Raw genomic sequence first — 20547 nt, forward strand, 5'->3', positions numbered from 1 at the left:
TGGATATGAATGCGCTGACAATTGCCAGCAAGGATCAGTTTTTCGAGCAACTGGCTGAAGCATTCGCAGACAAGCTTGCGAAAACCGAAGCCAGGAAGGTTGTAGAGTTCGCCAAGCAGCATTACGCCCACAGTCCCCTGGAAGAGCTTGTCAGCCGGCGCTTCTCGGACACCTATGGCGCGGTCCTGGCGGCCTGGCAGTTCCTGCAGAAGCGCAGCGCCGAGGAAACCCCGGTTACCGTATTCAATCCGGACCTGGAAAGCGACGGCTGGCAGTCTACCCACTCGGTTATTTTTATCCTGCATCCGAACATTCCGTTTCTGATCGATTCCCTGCGTATGGCAATCAACCGCCGGGAAATCGGTACCCACTCCATCCAGCATTCGATTCTGCAGGTGGAGCGAGACGGTAACGGCAAGCTGAAGAAACTGCATTCGGCCAAGAAGTCGTCTGCGGCCTCCTACGAAGCATTGATCGTTCTGGAAATCGATCGCCACAGCGATCCGGCAGACCTGCGGGGCCTGGAAGAAACCCTACAATCGGTGCTGCACGAAGTGCGCATTGCCGTGGACGACTTCCCGATTGTGAAAGACAAGGTCAGCGAAATCCTGGGCGAACTGGATGCCACCACCGCCGGTATCAGCGAAGAAGACAAGGAAGAAGCCCGGGCGTTTCTGGGCTGGCTCACCGAAGACCACTTTACCTTCCTGGGCTACGACGAATACGACTTCGTCAAAGACAAACAGGGCATGGCCGTGCGCCGGGTGGAAAACTCCGAGCTGGGCATCTTCCGGGTAAACAACGAACGCCCGGACAAGGTTCGCCTGAACGAATTGCCCCAGCGCACCCGCCATGAGATGACCCGCACCGACGATATCTTCATTTTCGCCAAGTCGGCCCAGCGTTCGCGGGTACACCGCCCGGCGTATCCGGATTACATCGCGGTGAAGAAATTCAACAGCAAGGGTGAAGTGGTGGGTGAGCGCCGCTTCCTCGGCCTGTACACCGCCCGGGTATACAACGAACGCCCGGACGAGATCCCGCTGCTGCGCCGCAAGTTCCAGACCGTGATGAAGCGTTCCGGCTTCATGCGTACCGACTACGCCGGCAAGGAACTGGAGCAGATCCTGACCCTGTATCCGCGCGACGAGCTGTTCCAGATTGAAACCGAAGAGCTGCTGCGTGTGGCCAAGAGCATCCTGTACATCCAGGAGCGCCGCCGCATCGAAATGTTCATGCGCGAAGACGTATACGGCCAGTTTGTTACCTGCCTGGCCTTCTTCCCCCGGGACATCTACAACACCGAGCTGCGCCTGAAGGTCGAGCAGGTGTTGCTGGAGCGCCTGGAAGCGGAAGACATCGAGTTTGTTACCCACTTCTCCGAATCGCCACTGGCCCGGGTGCAGTTCACTATCCGCGTGCCCCAGGTGGAGAACCGGCAGCTACCGCTGGCGGAAATCCGCGACCGCGTGATCGAGCTGGCCCAGTCCTGGAGTGAAGGCCTGGCCGAGGCCCTGCACGAAGCCTATGGCGAGGAGCGCGGCAACGAGTTCTACCGGGTATGGGCGGCTGGTTTCCCGGCCAGCTACACCGAGATGTTCTCGCCCCGGCGCGCCGCCATCGACCTGGACCACATTACCAGGGCGGCCAGCGCCGATGACCTGGCGATGAGTTTCTACCGGGCGCTGGAAGAAGACGACAGCACGCTGCACTTCAAGCTGTTCTACCCGGACGAGCCGCTGCCGCTGTCGGATGTGATGCCCATCTTCGACAACCTGGGCTTCCGGGTTATTGGTGAGCATCCGTTTGAAGTGATCGACCGCACCGGCAAAACCGTGTGGATTCACGACTTCACCCTGCAGGCCCATTCCGGTGGCGTGGATATCCACCGTATCCGGCCCATTTTCGAAGAGCTGTTCCGCCGCGTCTGGCACACCGAGGCAGAAAACGACGCCTTCAACCGGTTGCTGTTGTCGTCTTACATGAGCTGGCGCCAGATTGCCCTGCTGCGCACCTACGCCCGCTACATGCGGCAGATCCGGTTCTCTAACAGTCAGACCTTTATTTCCAATACCCTGGTCAACCACGAGAACCTGACACAGATTCTGCTGGAATACTTTGAAATCCGCTTCAACCCGGATCGCTACAAGAGCCCGGGCAAGAGTGAAGCGGCCCAGAAAAAGCTGGAAATCGAATTCAACGCCGGCCTGGAAGAGGTGGAAAACCTCAGTGAAGACCGGGTGCTGCGGCTGTACCTGGAGCTGATGCAGGCCACCCTGCGTACCAACTACTACCAGCCGGACGCCGAAGGCCAGCCCAAGCCATACATCAGTGTGAAGTTCGACCCCACGCGCATTCCCGACATGCCGCTGCCCATGCCCATGTTCGAGATCTTCGTATACTCGCCCCGGGTGGAAGGTGTGCACCTGCGCGGTGGCAAGGTGGCCCGTGGCGGCCTGCGCTGGTCTGACCGCTTCGAGGACTACCGCACCGAGATCCTGGGCCTGGTCAAAGCCCAGCAGGTGAAGAACGCGGTGATTGTGCCGGTGGGCGCCAAGGGCGGCTTCGTGGCCAAGCAACTGCCGGATCCATCCGACCGGGAGGCCTTCCAGGCCGAAGGCATCGCTGCCTACAAAACCTTTATCCGTGGCCTGCTGGACATCACCGACAACCTGGTGGATGCCGGCATACAGCCGCCGGAGCGGGTAATCCGCCACGACGAAGACGACCATTACCTGGTTGTAGCCGCCGACAAGGGCACCGCGACCTTCTCCGACATTGCCAACGGCCTGGCCGCCGAATACGGCTTCTGGATGGGCGATGCCTTCGCTTCCGGTGGCAGCAACGGCTACGACCACAAGAAGATGGGCATCACTGCCCGGGGCGCCTGGGTATCGGTTGAACGCCACTTCCGTGAAATGGGCATCAACCCGGCGGAAGACGAGTTTACCGCTATCGGCATTGGCGACATGGGCGGCGACGTGTTCGGTAACGGCCTGCTGTGTTCCGAGAAAACCCGCCTGGTTGCGGCCTTCAACCACATCCATATCTTTATCGACCCGGAACCGGATGCGGCGAAGAGCTACAAGGAGCGCAAGCGCCTGTTCGAAATGCCCCGTTCAGCCTGGACCGATTACGACACCAAGCTGATCTCCAAGGGCGGCGGTGTGTTCAGCAGGAACGCCAAGTCGATCCCTGTCAGCCCGGAAATGAAAAAACTGCTGGGCATCAATGTCGACCGTATGCCGCCGAACATGCTGATCAGCCACATCCTGAAGTCCGAAGTGGACCTGCTCTGGGTGGGTGGTATAGGCACCTATGTGAAGGGCGCTGAGGAAACCCATGCCGACGTAGGCGACAAGGCTAACGACGGCCTTCGGGTGAACGGCAAAGACCTGCGCTGCAAAGTGGTGGGCGAGGGCGGTAACCTGGGCTTCACCCAGCTGGGCCGTATTGAATACGCCCTGAAAGGCGGCCGGCTGAACACCGACTTCATCGACAACTCCGGTGGGGTGGATTGTTCAGACCACGAAGTAAACATGAAAATCCTGCTCAACCGTGCCGTGGCCATGGGTGATCTCACCGCCAAGCAGCGCAACGTGATGCTGGAAGAGATGACCGACGATGTCTCGGCCCTGGTGCTGAAGAACAACTACCGGCAAACCCAGGCCATCAGCATTGCCAGTGCCGATACCGCGCCAAGGCTGGAAGAATACCGCCGGTTGATGAACACCCTGGAAAGCGAAGGCAAGTTGAACCGGGGGCTGGAATTCCTGCCCGACGACGAGGCCCTGGCCGAGCGCAAGCTGGCCAAGAAAGGCCTGACCCGGCCGGAGCTGTCGGTACTGATTTCCTACGTGAAGGGTGACCTGAAGCAGACCCTGATCGCCAGCACTCTGCCGGATGATCCGCTGCTGGCCGGCGAAATGTACAAGGTGTTCCCGAAGGAACTGAACAAGAAGTTCTCGAAGGAGCTGGGCGAGCACCAGCTGCGGCGGGAAATCATCGCTACCCAGATTGCCAACGACATGGTCAACCACATGGGCATTACCTTTGTGGAGCGCCTGAACCAGTCTACCGGTGCCGATGCTGCATCCATTGCCCTGGCCTGGATCATCGCCCGGGATGTGTTCCGGATCGACAACTGGTGGGACCGCATCGAGGCACTGGACTACCACGTGCCCGCCAAGCTGCAGATGGAGCTGATGCAGGATCTCATGCGCCTGATGCGCCGTGCCGTTCGCTGGCTGCTGCGTAACCGCCGGGCCGAGCTCAATATCCAGAGCCATATGGAGCGGTTTGCCGACAGCGTATGGGCAATTACCTCCAGCCTGCCGGACTACCTGGGCGACCAGGCCCGCAGCAACTGGGAGCAACGCCACGCGTACCTGGAAGAGTCCGGCTTGCCGAAAGACCTGGCCTCGGTACTGGCCGGCACCGGTTACCTGTACTCGTCGCTGGGCATTATCGAATCCCAGGAGGCCACCGGCCTGCCGCTGAAAACCGTGGCTAACCTGTACTACGACCTGGGCGATCGCCTCGACCTGACCTGGTTTGCCAACTCCATTGCCGCGCTTACGCCCAATTCCCATTGGCAGGCACTGGCAAGGGAAAGCTTCCGGGAAGACCTGGACTGGCAGCAACGCGCCCTGACTACCGGCGTACTGCGCCTGGCGGGCAAGGCCGGCAAGGTGCCCGAGAGCGTGGAAGCCTGGGAGCAGAAGCACCAGCACATGATCGAGCGTTGGAGTGCCATGCTGGCGGAGCTGAAGAGCGTGCGGGAGCCGGAATACGCCATGTTCTCCGTTGCCCTGCGTGAGCTGCTGGACCTGGCCCAGAGCACCATGCACCAGAATACGGACAGCGACGGCAGTATCTGAGGCTTGCGTTATGCTGTTGATTCCCGTTCAATTCCGCGCGGGAATCAACCGCAAAGGCAGGATTTATGGCGCAGCTACAAACCAACACACACGACGTTCTGCTCCGGAATGCCGAACTGCTGACCGGCAAGGTGGCCCTGTTGGGCGTATCCGAGCCGGCGCTGCTGGCCCATTGCCAACAACCCGGGCTGGCCATGAGCGAACACGCCGGTGTGTATGAACAGCTGTGCCAGCATGCGAACTGGCAAGCCTGTTTCGGCTATCAGTGCAACGAGCAGGACGCCGGGAGTTTCGACACCCTGGTCATCTTCCTGCCCAAGGCCCGGGCGGAACTGGAATTACGCCTGGCCATGGCACGCTACCTGGGCCGCGAAGGCGTCAGCCTGGTTCTGGTGGGCGAAAAGAAAGAAGGCATCGCTGGCGCCGTCAAACAGTTCACAGCCATGGTGGCCGACGCCCTGAAAGTCGACAGCGCCCGGCACTGCCAGGTGTGGACCGGCACCAACCACCAACCCCTTTCCCGTTTTGACCTTACTGACTGGTTGCGCTGGACGCAGGTTTCCTGTGCCGGCGTAAATCTTGAAGTAGCCGGCCTGCCCGGTGTGTTCAGTGAAGGGGAGCTGGATGCCGGCACCCGGATGTTGCTGGAAACCCTGGAACAGACTCCGCTGAAAGCAGACAAGGTGCTGGACTTTGCCTGTGGCGCCGGCGTGATCGGCAGCTGGCTGCAAGGCTACCGCCGCGATCAGGGCCTGGCCCAGGGTGTGGTAGACGGTGTGGATGTCCAGGCCCAGGCGGTTGCCTGCGCCCGGGAAACCTATGCCCGGGCTGGCGCGGAAGGTCAGATCTACGCCTCCGATGGCCTGGCCGGCATTCAGGGCCGGTGGCCGGCGGTGGTCACCAATCCGCCGTTTCACAGTGGCGTGAAAACCGACACCTCCATGACCGAACAGTTCCTTCGGGAAGTGGCCGCCCATCTGGCCCCCAGGGGCGAGGTGCGGCTGGTGGCCAACAGCTTCCTGCCCTATGAGTCCGTTATCCAGCGCTTTATCGGGCCGGTCGAGAAGCTGGCCCAGGATCGCCGTTTTACCGTTTACAGGGCTTTCAACCGTGCCATCCGCTGAAGTACTGCCGCTGACTGCCGGTAACCTGAAGCTCAGCCGCCCCGGCGCCGAGCCTGGCCTGCGGGCCTGGGATGCGGCGGACGAGTTGCTGCTGGCAGAAGCCGGTAACCGGCTGGCGGACAGCCCCCGCGTGCTGGTGGTAGACGACCAGTTCGGTGCGCTCACGCTTGGGCTGGCCCAGGCCCACGGGCCGGTCACCAGCGTGGCCGACAGTGCAGTCCTTCCGGATGCACTCGATTACAATGCCCGACATAATCCCGGTATCGCCCGGCCAGCGCTGCTGCACAGCTGGCTGAACCCGCCGGAGGGGCCGTTTGACCTGGTGGTATTGCGCATTCCCCGCCACGGCGCCTATCTGGGCTGGCTGTTGCGCTGGGTAAACTCTGTGCTGGCAGACAACGGCTGTTTGCTGGCTGGGGGTATGATCAAGCATTTGCCGGACCGCAGCGTGGATGTGTTTGCCGAAGCCGTGGTCACCGAAACTGTACTGCCGGCCCGTAAAAAGGCCCGGGTAGTGGTCTGCCGCAAAGGGCAGGCGCAACTGCAGGGCTGGGCTGAAAGCTGGAAAGGTTACCCGCAGGAGGGTCTGCCGGCGCCGGTAGAGGCATTACCGGCTGTCTTTGCCCGGGACAAGCTGGACATCGGCACCCGGGAGCTGTTGCCGCTTGTGGGCCCTGCCGTGGCCGGGCTGAAGCCTGGCGCGCGTGTGCTGGACCTGGCCTGCGGCAATGGCGTGCTGGGCTTGACGGCACTGGCTTGTGGCTCTGATATCACGGTGGATTTCAGCGATGTGTCCAGCCAGGCCATTGCCAGCGTGCAGCATAACCTGGGTACCTGTGGTTACCGGGCCGGACAGTGCCAGCATAGCGACGGAATTCGGGAAGGAACCGGGCAGTACGACGTGATTTTGCTGAACCCGCCGTTCCATGAAGGCGGTGTGGTGGGGGATCACATTGCCCTGCGACTGTTCCGGGACGCCGCAAAACACCTGGTGCCGGGCGGGCGAATGCTGATGGTGGGCAACCGCCACCTGGGCTACCACAAGTCCCTGAAGCGCTTCTTTGGCAAGGTAGAGCAGCGGGCCGCAAGCCCGCGCTTTGTGGTATTCGAAGCGGCGCCCTGAGCGCCGCTGCTAACCGTGGTTAAAGGGCAGGGGCAGGGCGATCGTAACCGAGCCGGGCCAGGGTATCGACGATGGCCTGGGTCTGGCTGTCGATCTCGATGTTCACTGACTGACCCTGTTCGGCCGTACCGAAGGTCGTGGCCCGCAGGGTTTCCGGAATCAGGTGAACGTTAAAGCGGTTACCGGTGACCTCGCCAATGGTCAGGCTGGCGCCGTTGATGGCGATATAGCCTTTCGGGAACACATACTTCATCCAGCTCTCCGGCACCTCGAACCACAGGGTTACGTTGTTCTCTGTGCGGATAATCTCGGCCAGAACCGCGGTAGTGTGCACATGGCCGCTGAGCAGGTGGCCGCCAATCTCGTCACCAATACGGGCTGCCCGTTCAAAGTTTACCGAATCCCCTTCGGCCAGGTCGCCCAGTGTGGTCAGCCTCAGGGTTTCCTGCATGGCATCAAAGTACAGCAGGTCGCCGTCCTGTCGGGTTACCGTCAGGCAGGTGCCATTGATCGCGACCGAGGCGCCGATGGTTACACCCTGCACCTTGGCTTCCGGAAAGCGCACCACCAGTGTGTTCAGCCCCGGCGCCTTGATGACTTCCGCAATGGTGGCCACCCCCTGAACGATACCTGTAAACATCACGAATCTCCTGAACGGTTGCAGTCATGCCAAGGTATGCTTGACACGGCAGGGTGTCAAACGTATGTTTCAAACAGACGTTTGTTAGAGGCATGGATAACAAAATGGCGCAGTCAGATACCGTAGACCGCATACTTGATGCTGCTGAAGAGCTTTTTGCCGAGCGTGGTTTCTCGGAAACGTCTCTTCGCATGATTACCAGTAAGGCTAAAGTAAATCTGGCCGCTGTCAATTACCACTTTGGTTCAAAGAACGCGCTGATTCACGCGGTTTTCGCGCGTTTTCTGACGCCTTTCTCTGCAACTCTGGAGACTGCGTTCGACGAACTGGAAGCAAAGTGTGACGGCAAACCGGCTACCCTGAACCAGACCCTCTGGGCGCTCACGGAAAGTGCTGTGCGCATGCCCCAGCGTAACGAAAAAGGTATTTCCATTTTCATGCGCCTGCTCGGGCTGGCCTACACCCAGAGCCAGGGCCACCTGCGCAAGTTCCTGGAGCAGGAATACAGCGAGCCGTTCAGTCGTTTCATGCGTCTTCTGAAAGAGGCCACCCCTGAGTTGTCCTCGGTAGACCGCTACTGGCGCATCCAGTTCATGCTGGGAGCCACCGCCTTTACCATGTCCAGCAGCGATGCCCTGATCGACATCCTGGAAAACAAGCTGGGTGTGCACACCACGGTGCAGGAAATTGCCGCGCGCCTGGTGCCGTTCCTGGCGGCCGGTATGACCGCACCGGACAAAATGCTGGTTTCTGCCCCGGCCCGGCCCGCGTCGGTTGCCTGAGTTCCCCTGCCTCGGTTAGGCTTCCCTCTGGTTTCCGGCCGGAGGGAGCTTCCCTTTTGAATACCCCCTTGCCCCCCGGGGCTTATCTGACCATTGATATCGCCAGCCAGGTGCTAACGGTGTGTGCTGCTGATGGCAGCGCGCTGGACCGTTACCCCATATCTACCGCCCTGAACGGACCGGGAGAGCAGGATAGCAGCGGCTGCACCCCCCGGGGCGAGCACTACATCCGCGCGCGCATCGGCGAAGGCCAGCCGCTGAATACGGTCTTTCGGGGCCGTCGGCCCACCGGTGAGATATACTCACCACAACTGGCCGCTGAACACCCTGATCGGGACTGGATACTGACCCGTATACTCTGGCTTTGTGGCCGGGAGTGGGGGCGCAACCGTGGCCCGGGGGTGGATTCCTTCCGGCGCTTTATCTACATTCACGGCACCCCGGATACCGAACCCATGGGCGAGGCCCTGTCCCACGGCTGTGTGCGGATGAGAAACACCGACATCGCCGAACTGTTTGCGCGGGTAAGGGCCGGCACCCGCGTTGTTATTGGATGAACTGACAGACTCAGAGGAACACAATGATTGGTCAAATGCTGGCTTTGGTGAATGGCTGGATCGAAAAATTCGGCTTGCTGTCAGACGGGTGGCGTGCGGGCGTCCTGATATTCCTCCTGGTCCTGGGCACGGCCACCGTTGCCTTTATCGTCAGCCGGTTAATTCTGGCCGTCGAGAACAAGTTCAAGTCGACTAAAAACAAATGGGATGATGCCTTCCTGCATGCTGCCCGCCGGCCCATGGTGGCGTTTGTCTGGCTGCAGGGTGTGTACTGGGCAGCCGAGGTGGCCCATCACTTCAGCGACGCGGAAGTCTTCAAGGCCAACGGCACGGTGCTGCAGATCGGCTTTGTCTGGGTGCTGGTCTGGTTCCTGTTCGGCCTGGTGAAGGAAATCGAAAAGGTCCTGACCTCGCCCATTAAAATGCGCAAGCCGATGGATTACACCACGGTGAACGCCATCAGCAAGCTGTTGCGCGCCGTTATTATCATCACCGCGGTGCTGACCGCCCTGCAGACCCTGGGCTTCAGTATTTCCGGGGTTCTGGCCTTTGGTGGCGTGGGTGGTATCGCGGTCGGCTTTGCCGCCAAGGACCTGCTGGCCAACTTCTTTGGCGGCTTCATCATTCACTTGGACCGTCCGTTCAAGGTGGGTGACTGGATCCGCTCGCCGGACCGTAATATTGAAGGCATCGTGGAGCACATTGGCTGGCGCCTGACCACCATTCGCACTTTCGACAAGCGCCCCCTGTATGTGCCCAACGCGGTATTCACCACCATCGCGGTGGAAAACCCGTCCCGCATGACCAACCGCCGCATCTCCGAAACCATCGGCATTCGCTATGCCGATGTACACTCCATGCAGAAGATCGTGGAAGAAATCCGCGAGATGCTGAAAAACCACGAAGAAATCGACAGCAACCAGACCCTGATTGTGAACTTCCTGGCGTTCAATGCCTCTTCGCTGGATATCATGCTGTACACCTTCACCAAGACCACCGAATGGGTGCGCTTCCATGAGATCAAGGAAGATGTACTGCTGAAGGTCAGCGACATTATCGAATCCCATGGCGCCGAGATTGCCTTCCCGACCCGTACCTTGCATTTGCCGGACGGTGTCAGGCTCAGTGGCGAGGCGAGCGAACAAGGTGAAGCCCGCAGTGAGGGCAGCAAAGAAGCCCCGGAATCCCGTGGCGAAAGCGAGCAGGGCGGACAACCAGCAGGAGACAAGGCATGACCGCAAGCACCAACCCGGTCGGGATTATCGGTGGTACCGGCCTGACCAGTCTGAGTGACCTCGAAATTGTTGGCGAAGAAACCGTCAGCACCCGTTGGGGCGAGCCCTCAGACAAGCTGGTACATGGCCGGCTGGGTGACCAGGCCGTGGTGTTCCTGGCCCGCCATGGTAACCCTCACCGCATTCCGCCCCACCAGGTGAACTACCGCGCCAACCTGCAGGCACTCTATAACGCCGGGGTGCGAACCGTGGTGGGAGTGAATGCCGTGGGTGGTATCCACAAGGCCATGGGGCCGGCCCATGTGGCGGTGCCAGGCCAGGTCATTGATTACACTTGGGGGCGGGCCAGCACCTTTTTTGAGGGCGAGCTGGAGCATGTTACCCACATTGATTTCACCTACCCGTATGATCAGGAATGCCGGCAGCTGCTGATTGATGCCGCCCGGGGGCTGCAGCTGGATTTCTCGGATTTCGGAGTCTACGCGGCCACCCAGGGGCCAAGGCTGGAAACCGCGGCCGAGATCAGGCGACTCGAGCGGGATGGCTGTGACCTGGTGGGAATGACCGGTATGCCGGAAGCCGTGCTGGCTGCCGAGTTGGGGATGCGTTACGTGTGCCTGGCCCTGGTGGTGAACTGGGCGGCCGGAAAGTCCGACCACATCATTACCATGGAAGAAATCGACCAGGCCATTGACCAGGGCATGGCAGGCGTGAAGACAGTCCTGGAGAGGTCAATGGCTGGCTTGGGCCAGCTTAGCCCTCGATCTTCCTGAAGAACACCAGCACGCCAACGGTGGGGGAATCGATAAAGTGGATTTCCTGACTGCGCATACGGCGGGTTTCGCGAATCCAGGTAATCAGTTCCTGCTGTTCTTCACCTTCCTGCCAGTGGTTCAGGTGCACTTTCACGTGCAGGTAACGCTGGCGGTCGATTTCGATATGACCTTCCACGGCGCGCTCGCCGGCTCCGCCAAGCCATTTGCCTACGGCGACCCGCATGGGGCGGCCGTTATAGTTGGGCGGAAACGTCTGATACCAGCCGGCGGTGGCCAGAACCCGGTAGTTGCCGCTGTTTTCCAGGCGGGCGGCAGCCTGGTTCAGGTACAGTTCGTTGCGGGCAGCCAGCCGGACATCAGAAGCCCGGTTGCCGTTGGCGTCTTCCACCCATAGCGAGCGGATACCGCTCAGGGGTGGTTCCACCGGCATGCCGGCCATCTGCTCTTCAAGGGCAGAGGGGTCTACCAGCCGTTCGACAATCACCACTTCTGCGCGGTAAAAATCATCCGGTGTCTGGGCCAGGGCCTTGCCGGCTGGCATCAGTACGAATGCCAGGGCCAGTGCGGCAGTCAAAGCCTGCTTGAAACAGAGATCACGTGCTTGCAAGTGTGTCACTCCAGCTGATTCGGGTTGGCTCAGGCTTTCTTTGCCGGCGCCGGCTTGCTCTGCTCCGGCCCGAGTTCCATGAGCATGGCTGAGATGGCGTCGAGTTTACCACTGGTTGAATCATCATTCAGCCGGAAGCGGAAGCTGTTGGCCCCTTCCAGCCGGTAGGTGTCCGGTGCGGATTGCACTTTTTTAACCAGCACCAGTGGGTCCACCGGCGTGCTTGCGCCGAACTCCAGGCGCCCCCATTCCTTGCCAGCGTCCACTTTTACAATGCCCAGGGCGTCTGCTTTCAGGCGCAGGCGGGTCTGGTTTACCAGGTTCTTTGCCGGCTCCGGTAATAATCCGAACCGGTCAATCATCTCAACCTGAAGTTCTTTTAATTCTTCTTCGTTCTGCACACTGGCGATGCGCTTGTACAGCATCAGCCGGTTGTGCACATCCGGCAAATAGTCATCCGGAATCAGCGCCGGAATGCGCAGGTTCATCTCGGTGCCGTGGCTCAGGGGCAGTTCCGCATTGGGCGTCCGGCCCTCGCGGATGGCTTTTACCGCTTCGTCCAGCAGTTGCATGTACAGGGTGAAGCCGATGCTTTCAATCTGCCCGCTCTGTTCCTCGCCCAGCAACTCGCCCGCGCCCCGGATTTCCAGGTCGTGGGTGGCCAGCATGAAGCCGGCGCCCAGGTCCTGGGCTTCGGAAATGGCATCCAGCCGTTTTTTTGCGTCGTTGGAAATGCTCTTGGGCGGTGGCGTCAGCAGGTAGGCGTAGGCCTGGTGGTGGGAGCGGCCAACCCGGCCCCGTAGCTGATGCAGCTGGGCCAGGCCGAATTTATCCGCCCGCTCGATAATAATGGTGTTGGCACTGGGAATGTCGATGCCGGTTTCCACAATGGTGGTACACACCAGCACGTTGAAGCGCTTGTGGTAGAAGTCCGACATGATCTGTTCCAGCTGGCGCTCGCGCATCTGGCCGTGGGCCACACCTACCCGGGCTTCGGGAATCAGCCGGCGCAGGTCTTCGGCAGTTTTCTCGATGGTCGAAACATCGTTGTGCAGGAAGTACACCTGACCACCCCGCAGAATTTCCCGCAGAATGGCTTCTTTCACCATGGATTCGTCGCGCTGGCGCACAAAGGTTTTCACCGACAGCCGGCGGGCCGGCGGGGTGGCAATAATCGAAAGATCCCGCAAGTGGCCCATAGCCATGTTCAATGTCCGCGGGATGGGCGTAGCGGTGAGGGTAAGCATGTCTACCTCGGCCCGCAGGGACTTCAGTTTTTCTTTCTGCTGAACGCCGAACCGGTGTTCCTCGTCGATAATCACCAACCCCAGGTTCTTGAACTTGATATCGCCCTGCAGCAGCTTGTGGGTGCCGATGACAATGTCGGCCCTGCCTTCTTCAATGGCGGCAATGGCCTTGGTAGTCTGGGCGCCGCTGCGGAAACGGCTGAGCAGTTCCACGGTCACCGGGGTGTCAGAGAACCGGTCCCGGAACGACTCATAATGTTGCTGCGCCAGCAGGGTAGTGGGCACCAGTACCGCCACCTGCTTGCCGGACCAGGTGGCCAGGAAAGCGGCGCGCATGGCCACCTCGGTTTTCCCGAAGCCGACATCGCCACACACCAGGCGATCCATGGGGCGCTCGCCGGTCATGTCTTCGAACACGGATTGAATCGCCACCTGCTGGTCTGGTGTTTCCTCGAACGGGAAGCCGGCAGCGAAGGCCCGGTAGGCTTCTTTCGGGTCTTCGAACTGGAAGCCCTTGCGGGCTTCGCGGCGGGCGTACACATCAAGCAGTTCGGCGGCGGTATCGCGGATTTTCTCCAGTGCTTTCTGCTTGGCGTTGCTCCAGCGATCGGTGCCCAGCTTGTGCAGGGGGGCGTGTTCTTCGTCGGTGCCGGCGTAGCGGGAAATCAGGTGCAGGCTGGATACCGGCACGTACAGTTTCGAGCCGCCGGCGTATTCGAGCATCAGGAATTCATCGGCCTGGCCGCCGGCGGTAATGGTTTCCAGGCCTTTATAGCGGCCAACCCCGTGGTCGATATGCACCACCGGCGAGCCGATGCGCAGTTCGGACAGGTCCCGGTAACCGTGGTCGTCCACCTCGGTGGGCTTCTCGCGCCGCCGGCGCTGCAATACCCGCTCGCCAAACAGGGCGGTTTCGGTAATCAGCGCCAGGTTCTGTTCCGGCAGCACCATGCCCTGCTCCATGGGGGCAATGGTAATGGCCAGGGTGGAGTCGGATTTCTCCAGAAACTCCTGCCAGCCGGTGACGGTGGCCAGTTTCAGTTTGTGGTCACCCAGGTTTTCGATCAGTGCTTCCCGCCGGCCGGAGGATTCGGCACAGATCAGTACCCGGCCGGGAAACTCCTTGATGAACCGTTTAAGTCGTCCGGCAGGGTCTGCTGCCCGTCCGTCCATGGCCACGTCCGGCAGGGCTTCGGCGTGGCAGTTGGCGCTGCCGGCGCCCTCAACCGGGTCCGGGGCGCAGGTTACCCGGGGGTGGGGCTTAAGCTGGCCGAACACCTCGTCTTGTAGCAGGAACAGCTCCGAGGGCGGCAGGATAGGCCGCAAACGGTCATGGCGGCGGTCTTCGTGCCGGGCCCGGGTTTCGGCATCAAACGCCGCCACGGCATCGTTCAGGCCGTCGGCCGTGAACACCAGGGTAGAGGCCGGCAGGTAATCGAACAGGGTGGCGGTTTCGTCAAAAAACAGCGGCAGGTAGTACTCGATGCCCGGCGGCGTAATGCCGTTGCTGACATCCTGATACACCGGGGAGTCTTTGTCTGCGTTCGGGAAATGCTCGAACCAGCGGTTGCGGAAGCCGGAGCGGGCATCCTTATGCCAGGGGAATTCGTGGGCCGGCAGCAGTTCGATCTGCTCGATGCGGTCGATGGAGCGCTGGGTTTCCGGATCGAAGGTGCGCAGGGTTTCGATTTCATCATCGAACAGGTCAATCCGGTAGGGCAGGTTGGAGCCCATGGGATAGATGTCCAGGATGGCTCCACGTACCGCGTATTCACCATGCTCGTACACATTTTCGGCGTGGTGATAGCCGGCGGCTTCCAGCTGCATGCGCCAGCTGTCGATATCCAGGTTCTGGCCGACTTTCAGCAGCAGGGTGTTGCCCTGCAGGTAGCTGGGGGGTGCCAGCCGGTGCATCAGGGTGCGGGCCGGGACCACCAATATGCCGTGCCGGGTAGATGGCAGGCGGTGCAGGGTGCGGATTCGCCGGGAGGTGATGTCCTGGTGTGGCGAGAATAGATCGTAGGGCAGGGTTTCCCAGTCTGGCAGTGACAGCAATTCCAGCCCGTCTTCGGTAATGGCGGCGCCGTCTTCTTCCGGTGGCAGGTTCAGGAAGAACCGGATGGCCTGTTCCAGCCGGATGGCGTCATCGGTGCTGCGGGTGATCACCAAGGTCAGACCTTTATGGTCCCTCGCGCTTTCGCAGATGGCCAGGGCGTCGCTGCAACCTGCCAGCTGCCCCCACTTTCGGTGGTCTGACGGTTTTTCCGGCGCCACGGGCGCAATAAGGGCTGTGGCAGTAAAGGAGCGGGCGGAACCTTGGGGCATGGGCTGGCAAATCTCCTGGGTTGGCGCATCGGAAGCGAAAGCGGCCGCTATTCTAGCGTTCGGGGGTGACAGTGTCATGGCCGGGCGACGAAGGTCGGGCAGAAACCTATTTGCCGTAGGCGCCGTTAAGTTGGATAATACGCGCCTCAAATTATTCCCTGTGCTAAACGAGGTCCCAACCGTGAGTCACGAGCAGATCAACCAGCACCTGTCCAACTGGACAGAGAGAGAGTCCACCGCGGAAGCCATGATTCCGCTGATCGGCCGCCTGTACCGCAAAAACAACGTTGTTACGTCTGTTTACGGCCGCGCGATCATCAACCAGTCTGTGATCGACATCATCCGTGCCCACCGCTTTGTTCGCCAGGTTGAGCACAGCGAGCTGTCTGTTCACGACACCCTGCCTATCCTGCAGGAAATGGACAAGCTGGAACTGGGCCGTGCCCACGTGGATATCGGCAAGCTGGCCGTTAAATTCAAGGAAGAAGGCGGCGACCTCGCTGAATTCCTGAAGCGCGAAATCGGCCCGGTGGTTGGCCAGTACGCCAGCCAGTCTGAAGAAGACTCCAAAAACGAAACCAAAGACGTGGTCCTGTACGGCTTTGGCCGTATCGGCCGTTTGCTGGCCCGCATCCTGATCGAGAAGGCCGGTGGCGGTAACAACCTGCGCCTGCGTGCCATTGTGGTTCGTCAGGGCGGCGCTGAGAACGACCTGGAAAAGCGTGCCAGCCTGCTGCGCCGTGATTCCGTGCATGGTCCGTTCGACGGCACCATCACCGTAGACGAAGAAAACTCCGCGCTGATCGCCAACGGTAACTTCATCAAGGTGATCTACTCCGATGGCCCGGACAAGGTGGACTACACCGAGTACGACATCCACAACGCCATCGTGATCGACAACACCGGTAAGTGGCGCGACGAAGATGGCCTGGGCCTGCACCTGAAATCCAAGGGTGTCAGCCGCGTCATCCTGACCGCGCCGGGCAAGGGCGACATCAAGAACATCGTTTACGGCATCAACAACGACTGGATCACCGACGAAGACAAGATCCTGTCTGCTGCCTCCTGTACCACCAACGCCATTACCCCGGTACTGAAGGCCATCAACGACGAGTACGGCATTGAAGACGGCCACGTTGAAACCGTTCACTCCTACACCAACGACCAGAACCTGATCGACAACTACCACAAGGGTAGCCGTCGTGGTCGTAGTGCGGCCCTGAACATGGTTATCACCGAAACCGGTGCTGCCAAGGCTGTTGCCAAGGCCCTGCCGGAGCTGAAGGGCAAGCTGAGCGGTAACGCTATCCGCGTTCCGACTCCGAACGTGTCTATGGCGATCCTGAACCTGAACCTGAAGTCAGACGTTGAAGCGGATAAGGTAAACGACTACCTGCGCGACATGGCCCTGCACTCCGAGTTGCAGAAGCAGATCGACTTCGTGAACTCTCCGGAAGTGGTGTCTACCGACTTCGTAGGCTCCCGCCACGCCGGTGTTGTGGATGCCCAGGCCACCATTGCCAACGGCAAGCGCCTGATCCTGTACGTATGGTACGACAACGAGTTCGGTTACAGCGCCCAGGTTATCCGCTGCGTTAACCAGATGGCCGGCGTAACCTACCCGATCTTCCCGAAGCGCACCCGCGACTAAAGTCGTAGGCCGCTTCCTCGAGAAGTGATCGGACCGGCCCCGGTAGCGTAAGTTACCGGGGCTTTCCTGCGTTAAGGGGCCGCTAAAACCATTTTGGTTACCGGTGGAAATAGGTTTCCTTAATCTCTATAATTGGCGCGATTTTGGGTATGTCTGGCACCCCGTTTCTCAACCTTTCCTGGGCCGCAGGGGGCCGGGCGTTAATAATCCACAGAAACAGTTTCTGATGATTGGACGAGGCTAATGATCAAGATCAAAAAAGGCCTGGATCTTCCCATCAGCGGCGCTCCCGAACAGACCATTACAGATGGCAAGCCGATTCGCCACGTGGCATTGATCGGTTTTGACTATCACGGCATGAAGCCGACCATGGCTGTGAAAGAGGGAGACCGTGTCAAGCGCGGTACGCTGCTGTTCACGGACAAGAAGACCGAGGGCGTTCGTTATACTTCACCAGCCGCAGGCGTGGTGAAAGAAATCAATCGCGGTGAGCGTCGTGTATTCCAGTCTGTTGTTATCGAAATCGATGGCAACGATGCGGAAACCTATGCCCGTTACAACGATTCGGACCTTGCCGGCCTGGAACGCCAGCAGGTGGTCGATAACCTGGTAGAGTCCGGCCTGTGGACAGCTTTCCGCACGCGGCCCTACAGCAAGGTTCCGGAAATCGATTCCGCACCGAATTCCATTTTCGTGTCTGTGATGGACACCAACCCCCTGGCGGCAGACCCCACCGTAATCATCGGCGAGAACAGCAAGGCTTTTGAAAAAGGCCTGACCATTATCTCCCGCCTGACCAACGGCAAGGTCTTCGTAACCGGCAAGCCCGGTGCCAATGTTTCTGTGCCCAAGGCCGACAATATCGAAGTACACCAGTTTGACGGTGTGCACCCGGCCGGCAACGTAGGTACCCATATCCATCACCTGGATCCGGTATCTGCCAGCAAGACTGTCTGGTCCATCAACTACCAGGACGTCATCGACATCGCCAAGCTGTTCGAAACCGGTGAAGTGCCGGTAGAGCGCATTGTGGCTATCGGTGGCCCGAAAGCTTCCAAACCCCGTCTGGTTCGTACCCGCCTGGGTGCCAGCCTGCAGGAACTGCTGGACGGCGAAGTGGCGGCTGACTGCCAGGTTCGTGCTATCTCCGGTTCTGTGTTCGGTGGTCGTCGCGGCGAAGGCCCCTGTGCGTACCTCGGCCGCTTTGCCAACCAGGTAAGCGTGCTGGAAGAGCAGAGCAAACGTGAGTTCATGGGTTGGCTGTCTCCGGGCCCCAACAAGTTCTCTGTGCTGAACATCTATCTGTCCAAGCTCAACCCGGCCAAGCTGTTCAACTTCACCACCACGACCAACGGCAGTGAGCGCGCCATGGTGCCGGTAGGCGCCTACGAGCAGATCATGCCACTGGATATTCTGCCAACGCAGTTGCTGCGTTCGCTGATTGTGGGTGATACCGAAATGGCACAGAAACTGGGTGCCCTGGAGCTGGATGAAGAAGATCTGGCGCTGTGCACCTTCGTGTGCCCCGGCAAATATGAATACGGTCCGATTCTCCGCGAGAACCTGACCCGAATCGAGATCGAGGGCTAATACGATGGCAATCCGACAGTTTCTCGATGGAATCGAGCATCACTTTGAAAAAGGCGGAAAGTACGAGCGCTGGTACGCCCTGTACGAAGCCGTCGATACTATTTTCTACTCGCCTTCGAGCGTAACCAAGACCACCTCCCATGTGCGTGACGGCGTAGACCTCAAGCGCATCATGATCACTGTGTGGTTGTGTACTTTCCCGGCCATGTTCTTCGGTATGTGGAACATCGGTTTCCAGGCCAACAGCTTCCTGGCGGACAACGCCGGCGCCCAGATTGCCGACGGCGGCCTGCGTGAAGCCTTTATTACTGCCCTGGCAGTAACCGGAGCTGGCGCCGGATTGTGGGATAACTTCGTATATGGCCTGGCGTACTTTGTGCCCATCTACGCGGTTACCTTTATTGTGGGTGGCTTCTGGGAAGTCCTGTTCGCCACCGTGCGCAAGCACGAAGTGAACGAAGGCTTCTTTGTGACCTCCGTACTGTTCGCGCTGATCTGCCCGCCCACCATCCCGCTGTGGCAGGTGGCCCTGGGTATCACCTTCGGTGTGGTGATCGGTAAGGAAGTGTTCGGCGGTACCGGCAAGAACTTCCTGAACCCGGCACTGACCGGCCGTGCCTTCCTGTACTTCGCGTACCCGGCACAGATTTCCGGTGACACCGTATGGACCGCCGTAGACGGCTTCAGTGGCGCAACTGCCCTGAGCTGGGCTGCCTCTGGCGGCCTGGAAGCGCTGGAAGCCCAGATCGGTTGGATGAACGCGTTTGTCGGCACCATCCAGGGTTCCATGGGTGAAACCTCCACCATCGCGGTTCTGATCGGCGGCCTGGTTCTCCTGGGCATGAAGATTGCCTCTTACCGCATTGTCGGTGGTGTGCTGATCGGCATGATCGGTATGTCTGTGCTGCTGAACATCATCGGTTCTGAAACCAACCCGATGTTTGGCGTACCGGCACACTGGCACCTTGTGATGGGTGGCTTTGCCTTCGGCATGATGTTCATGGCCACGGACCCGGTGTCTGCCGCCATGACCAACACCGGTCGCTGGTGCTTCGGCATCCTGGTGGGTGTGATGACCGTGCTGATCCGTGTGATCAACCCGGCGTTCCCGGAAGGCATCATGCTGGCGATCCTGTTCGCTAACCTGTTTGCGCCGCTGATGGACCACTACGTGGTTCAGGCCAACATCAAACGGAGGCTTGCTCGTGGCTAAAGCTAAAGATACCGTCTCCAGAACCCTGATGGTTGCGCTCGTACTGAGTATTGTTTTCTCGGTAGTGGTCTCCACCGCAGCTGTATTGCTGCGCCCGGCGCAGATCCAGAACCAGAACCTGGACATCAAAACCAACATTCTGTCGGCTGCCGGCATGCTTGAGCAAGGCGCCAGCGCCGAGCAGATCGAGCAGACCTTCGAGCGTTTCGACGTTCGCCTGGTGGACCTCGATACCGGTGATTTCGTGGAGCCTTCTGCCGTTGGCGTTGAAGACCCCATGAAGTACGACATGTACAAGGCCGCTTCCGATCCCGCGATGTCTACCAACATCCCGGCGTCTGAAGACAAAGCCGGCATCAAGCGTCGCCCGAACATCGCCAAGATCTACACCCTGAGCGAGAACGGTGACCTGGTGCGTGTGGTACTGCCGGTTCACGGTTACGGCCTGTGGTCTACCCTGTATGGCTTCGTCTCGCTTGAAGGCGATCTGAACACCATCGAAGGCCTTGGTTTCTACGCTCATGCCGAAACACCGGGCCTGGGTGGCGAAGTGGACAACCCGCGCTGGAAACAGCAGTGGGTGGGTAAAGAGCTTTATGCCGATAACCCCTCCGAGCCACAGATTCGCCTGGTGAAAGGTGGCGTAAGCTCCGACACCAAAGACCGGGAACACAAGATTGACGCGCTCTCTGGTGCCACACTGACCAGCCGCGGCGTAGAGCAGCTTGTGAACTACTGGATGGGTGAGCGCGGCTTCGCCCCGTTCCTGAAAAAACTTCGTGAAGGGGAGGTCTGAT

14 protein-coding genes are annotated in these 20547 nt (G+C 59.9%); 11 read left to right on the forward strand and 3 right to left on the reverse strand.

The window, feature by feature from the left end:
• Positions 1-5 precede the first annotated feature (5 nt).
• The 3 genes from Q668_RS06260 to Q668_RS06270 all read left to right on the forward strand — a co-directional run bounded on the left by Q668_RS06260 (position 6) and on the right by Q668_RS06270 (position 7127).
• Positions 6-4880 (forward strand): NAD-glutamate dehydrogenase, encoded by a 4875-nt coding sequence (locus Q668_RS06260; protein WP_022988765.1) that lies wholly within the window; start codon positions 6-8, stop codon positions 4878-4880.
• A 65-nt stretch (positions 4881-4945) separates the two neighbouring features.
• The gene (locus Q668_RS06265; RefSeq protein ID WP_022988766.1) at positions 4946-6004 is read left to right on the forward strand and encodes a class I SAM-dependent methyltransferase; all 1059 of its coding nucleotides are present in this window, start codon (positions 4946-4948) and stop codon (positions 6002-6004) included.
• Positions 5991-7127, forward strand: a complete 1137-nt coding sequence (locus Q668_RS06270) for a class I SAM-dependent methyltransferase (protein ID WP_022988767.1) — start codon at positions 5991-5993, stop codon at positions 7125-7127. Before Q668_RS06265 ends, Q668_RS06270 begins: the two co-directional genes overlap by 14 nt.
• Positions 7128-7146: 19 nt before the next feature.
• Here the strand turns inward: Q668_RS06270 and Q668_RS06275 are convergent, their stop codons facing one another.
• Positions 7147-7767: a riboflavin synthase gene (locus Q668_RS06275; RefSeq protein ID WP_022988768.1), complete on the reverse strand. Its 621-nt coding sequence runs from the start codon at positions 7765-7767 to the stop codon at positions 7147-7149.
• A 104-nt stretch (positions 7768-7871) separates the two neighbouring features.
• Between Q668_RS06275 and Q668_RS06280 the strand changes: the two genes are divergently transcribed.
• From Q668_RS06280 to Q668_RS06295, 4 genes are all read left to right on the forward strand, one after another.
• Positions 7872-8549 carry a TetR/AcrR family transcriptional regulator gene (locus Q668_RS06280; protein ID WP_036219365.1) on the forward strand — a complete coding sequence of 226 codons (678 nt, stop codon included), beginning with the start codon at positions 7872-7874 and terminating at the stop codon, positions 8547-8549.
• A 68-nt stretch (positions 8550-8617) separates the two neighbouring features.
• Positions 8618-9106 (forward strand): L,D-transpeptidase, encoded by a 489-nt coding sequence (locus Q668_RS06285; protein WP_022988770.1) that lies wholly within the window; start codon positions 8618-8620, stop codon positions 9104-9106.
• Positions 9107-9129: 23 nt separating this feature from the next.
• A complete protein-coding gene (locus Q668_RS06290) occupies positions 9130-10341 on the forward strand; it encodes a mechanosensitive ion channel family protein (protein WP_022988771.1) in 1212 nt (403 codons plus the stop codon).
• Positions 10338-11114 carry an S-methyl-5'-thioinosine phosphorylase gene (locus Q668_RS06295; RefSeq protein WP_022988772.1) on the forward strand — a complete coding sequence of 259 codons (777 nt, stop codon included), beginning with the start codon at positions 10338-10340 and terminating at the stop codon, positions 11112-11114. Before Q668_RS06290 ends, Q668_RS06295 begins: the two co-directional genes overlap by 4 nt.
• Here the strand turns inward: Q668_RS06295 and Q668_RS06300 are convergent.
• On the reverse strand, positions 11095-11724 hold the full coding sequence (locus tag Q668_RS06300; RefSeq protein WP_022988773.1) for a CsiV family protein: 630 nt from the start codon (positions 11722-11724) through the stop codon (positions 11095-11097). The two genes, Q668_RS06295 and Q668_RS06300, sit on opposite strands and share 20 nt — an antisense overlap.
• A gap of 29 nt (positions 11725-11753) precedes the next feature.
• Positions 11754-15296, reverse strand: coding sequence for a transcription-repair coupling factor (mfd, locus tag Q668_RS06305; RefSeq protein ID WP_022988774.1), 3543 nt, complete (start codon positions 15294-15296; stop codon positions 11754-11756).
• Positions 15297-15477: 181 nt separating this feature from the next.
• On the opposite strand from mfd, the gene Q668_RS06310 reads away from it, so the two are divergent.
• The 4 genes from Q668_RS06310 (at position 15478) to Q668_RS06325 (ending at position 20546) form a co-directional block, all read left to right on the forward strand.
• Positions 15478-16947: a glyceraldehyde-3-phosphate dehydrogenase gene (locus tag Q668_RS06310; protein ID WP_022988775.1), complete on the forward strand. Its 1470-nt coding sequence runs from the start codon at positions 15478-15480 to the stop codon at positions 16945-16947.
• Between the two features lie 243 nt (positions 16948-17190).
• Positions 17191-18537, forward strand: a complete 1347-nt coding sequence (locus Q668_RS06315) for a Na(+)-translocating NADH-quinone reductase subunit A (RefSeq protein ID WP_022988776.1) — start codon at positions 17191-17193, stop codon at positions 18535-18537.
• A gap of 4 nt (positions 18538-18541) precedes the next feature.
• Positions 18542-19750, forward strand: coding sequence for an NADH:ubiquinone reductase (Na(+)-transporting) subunit B (locus Q668_RS06320; RefSeq protein WP_022988777.1), 1209 nt, complete (start codon positions 18542-18544; stop codon positions 19748-19750).
• Positions 19743-20546: a Na(+)-translocating NADH-quinone reductase subunit C gene (locus tag Q668_RS06325; protein ID WP_022988778.1), complete on the forward strand. Its 804-nt coding sequence runs from the start codon at positions 19743-19745 to the stop codon at positions 20544-20546. Before Q668_RS06320 ends, Q668_RS06325 begins: the two co-directional genes overlap by 8 nt.
• Position 20547 lies beyond the last annotated feature (1 nt).

The organism is Marinobacter sp. ES-1 (assembly GCF_000475255.1).
GTDB lineage: Bacteria > Pseudomonadota > Gammaproteobacteria > Pseudomonadales > Oleiphilaceae > Marinobacter > Marinobacter vinifirmus.

Excerpts from the sequence above, each read along its gene's own strand:
- Q668_RS06295 (WP_022988772.1), top strand. The coding sequence starts at position 10,338 with ATGACCGCAAGCACCAACCCGGTCGGGATTATCGGTGGTACCGGCCTG.
- mfd (WP_022988774.1), bottom strand. The coding sequence starts at position 15,296 with ATGCCCCAAGGTTCCGCCCGCTCCTTTACTGCCACAGCCCTTATTGCG.
- Q668_RS06280 (WP_036219365.1), top strand. The coding sequence starts at position 7,872 with ATGGCGCAGTCAGATACCGTAGACCGCATACTTGATGCTGCTGAAGAG.
- Q668_RS06265 (WP_022988766.1), top strand. The coding sequence starts at position 4,946 with ATGGCGCAGCTACAAACCAACACACACGACGTTCTGCTCCGGAATGCC.
- Q668_RS06275 (WP_022988768.1), bottom strand. The coding sequence starts at position 7,767 with ATGTTTACAGGTATCGTTCAGGGGGTGGCCACCATTGCGGAAGTCATC.
- Q668_RS06315 (WP_022988776.1), top strand. The coding sequence starts at position 17,191 with ATGATCAAGATCAAAAAAGGCCTGGATCTTCCCATCAGCGGCGCTCCC.
- Q668_RS06290 (WP_022988771.1), top strand. The coding sequence starts at position 9,130 with ATGATTGGTCAAATGCTGGCTTTGGTGAATGGCTGGATCGAAAAATTC.
- Q668_RS06260 (WP_022988765.1), top strand. The coding sequence starts at position 6 with ATGAATGCGCTGACAATTGCCAGCAAGGATCAGTTTTTCGAGCAACTG.
- Q668_RS06320 (WP_022988777.1), top strand. The coding sequence starts at position 18,542 with ATGGCAATCCGACAGTTTCTCGATGGAATCGAGCATCACTTTGAAAAA.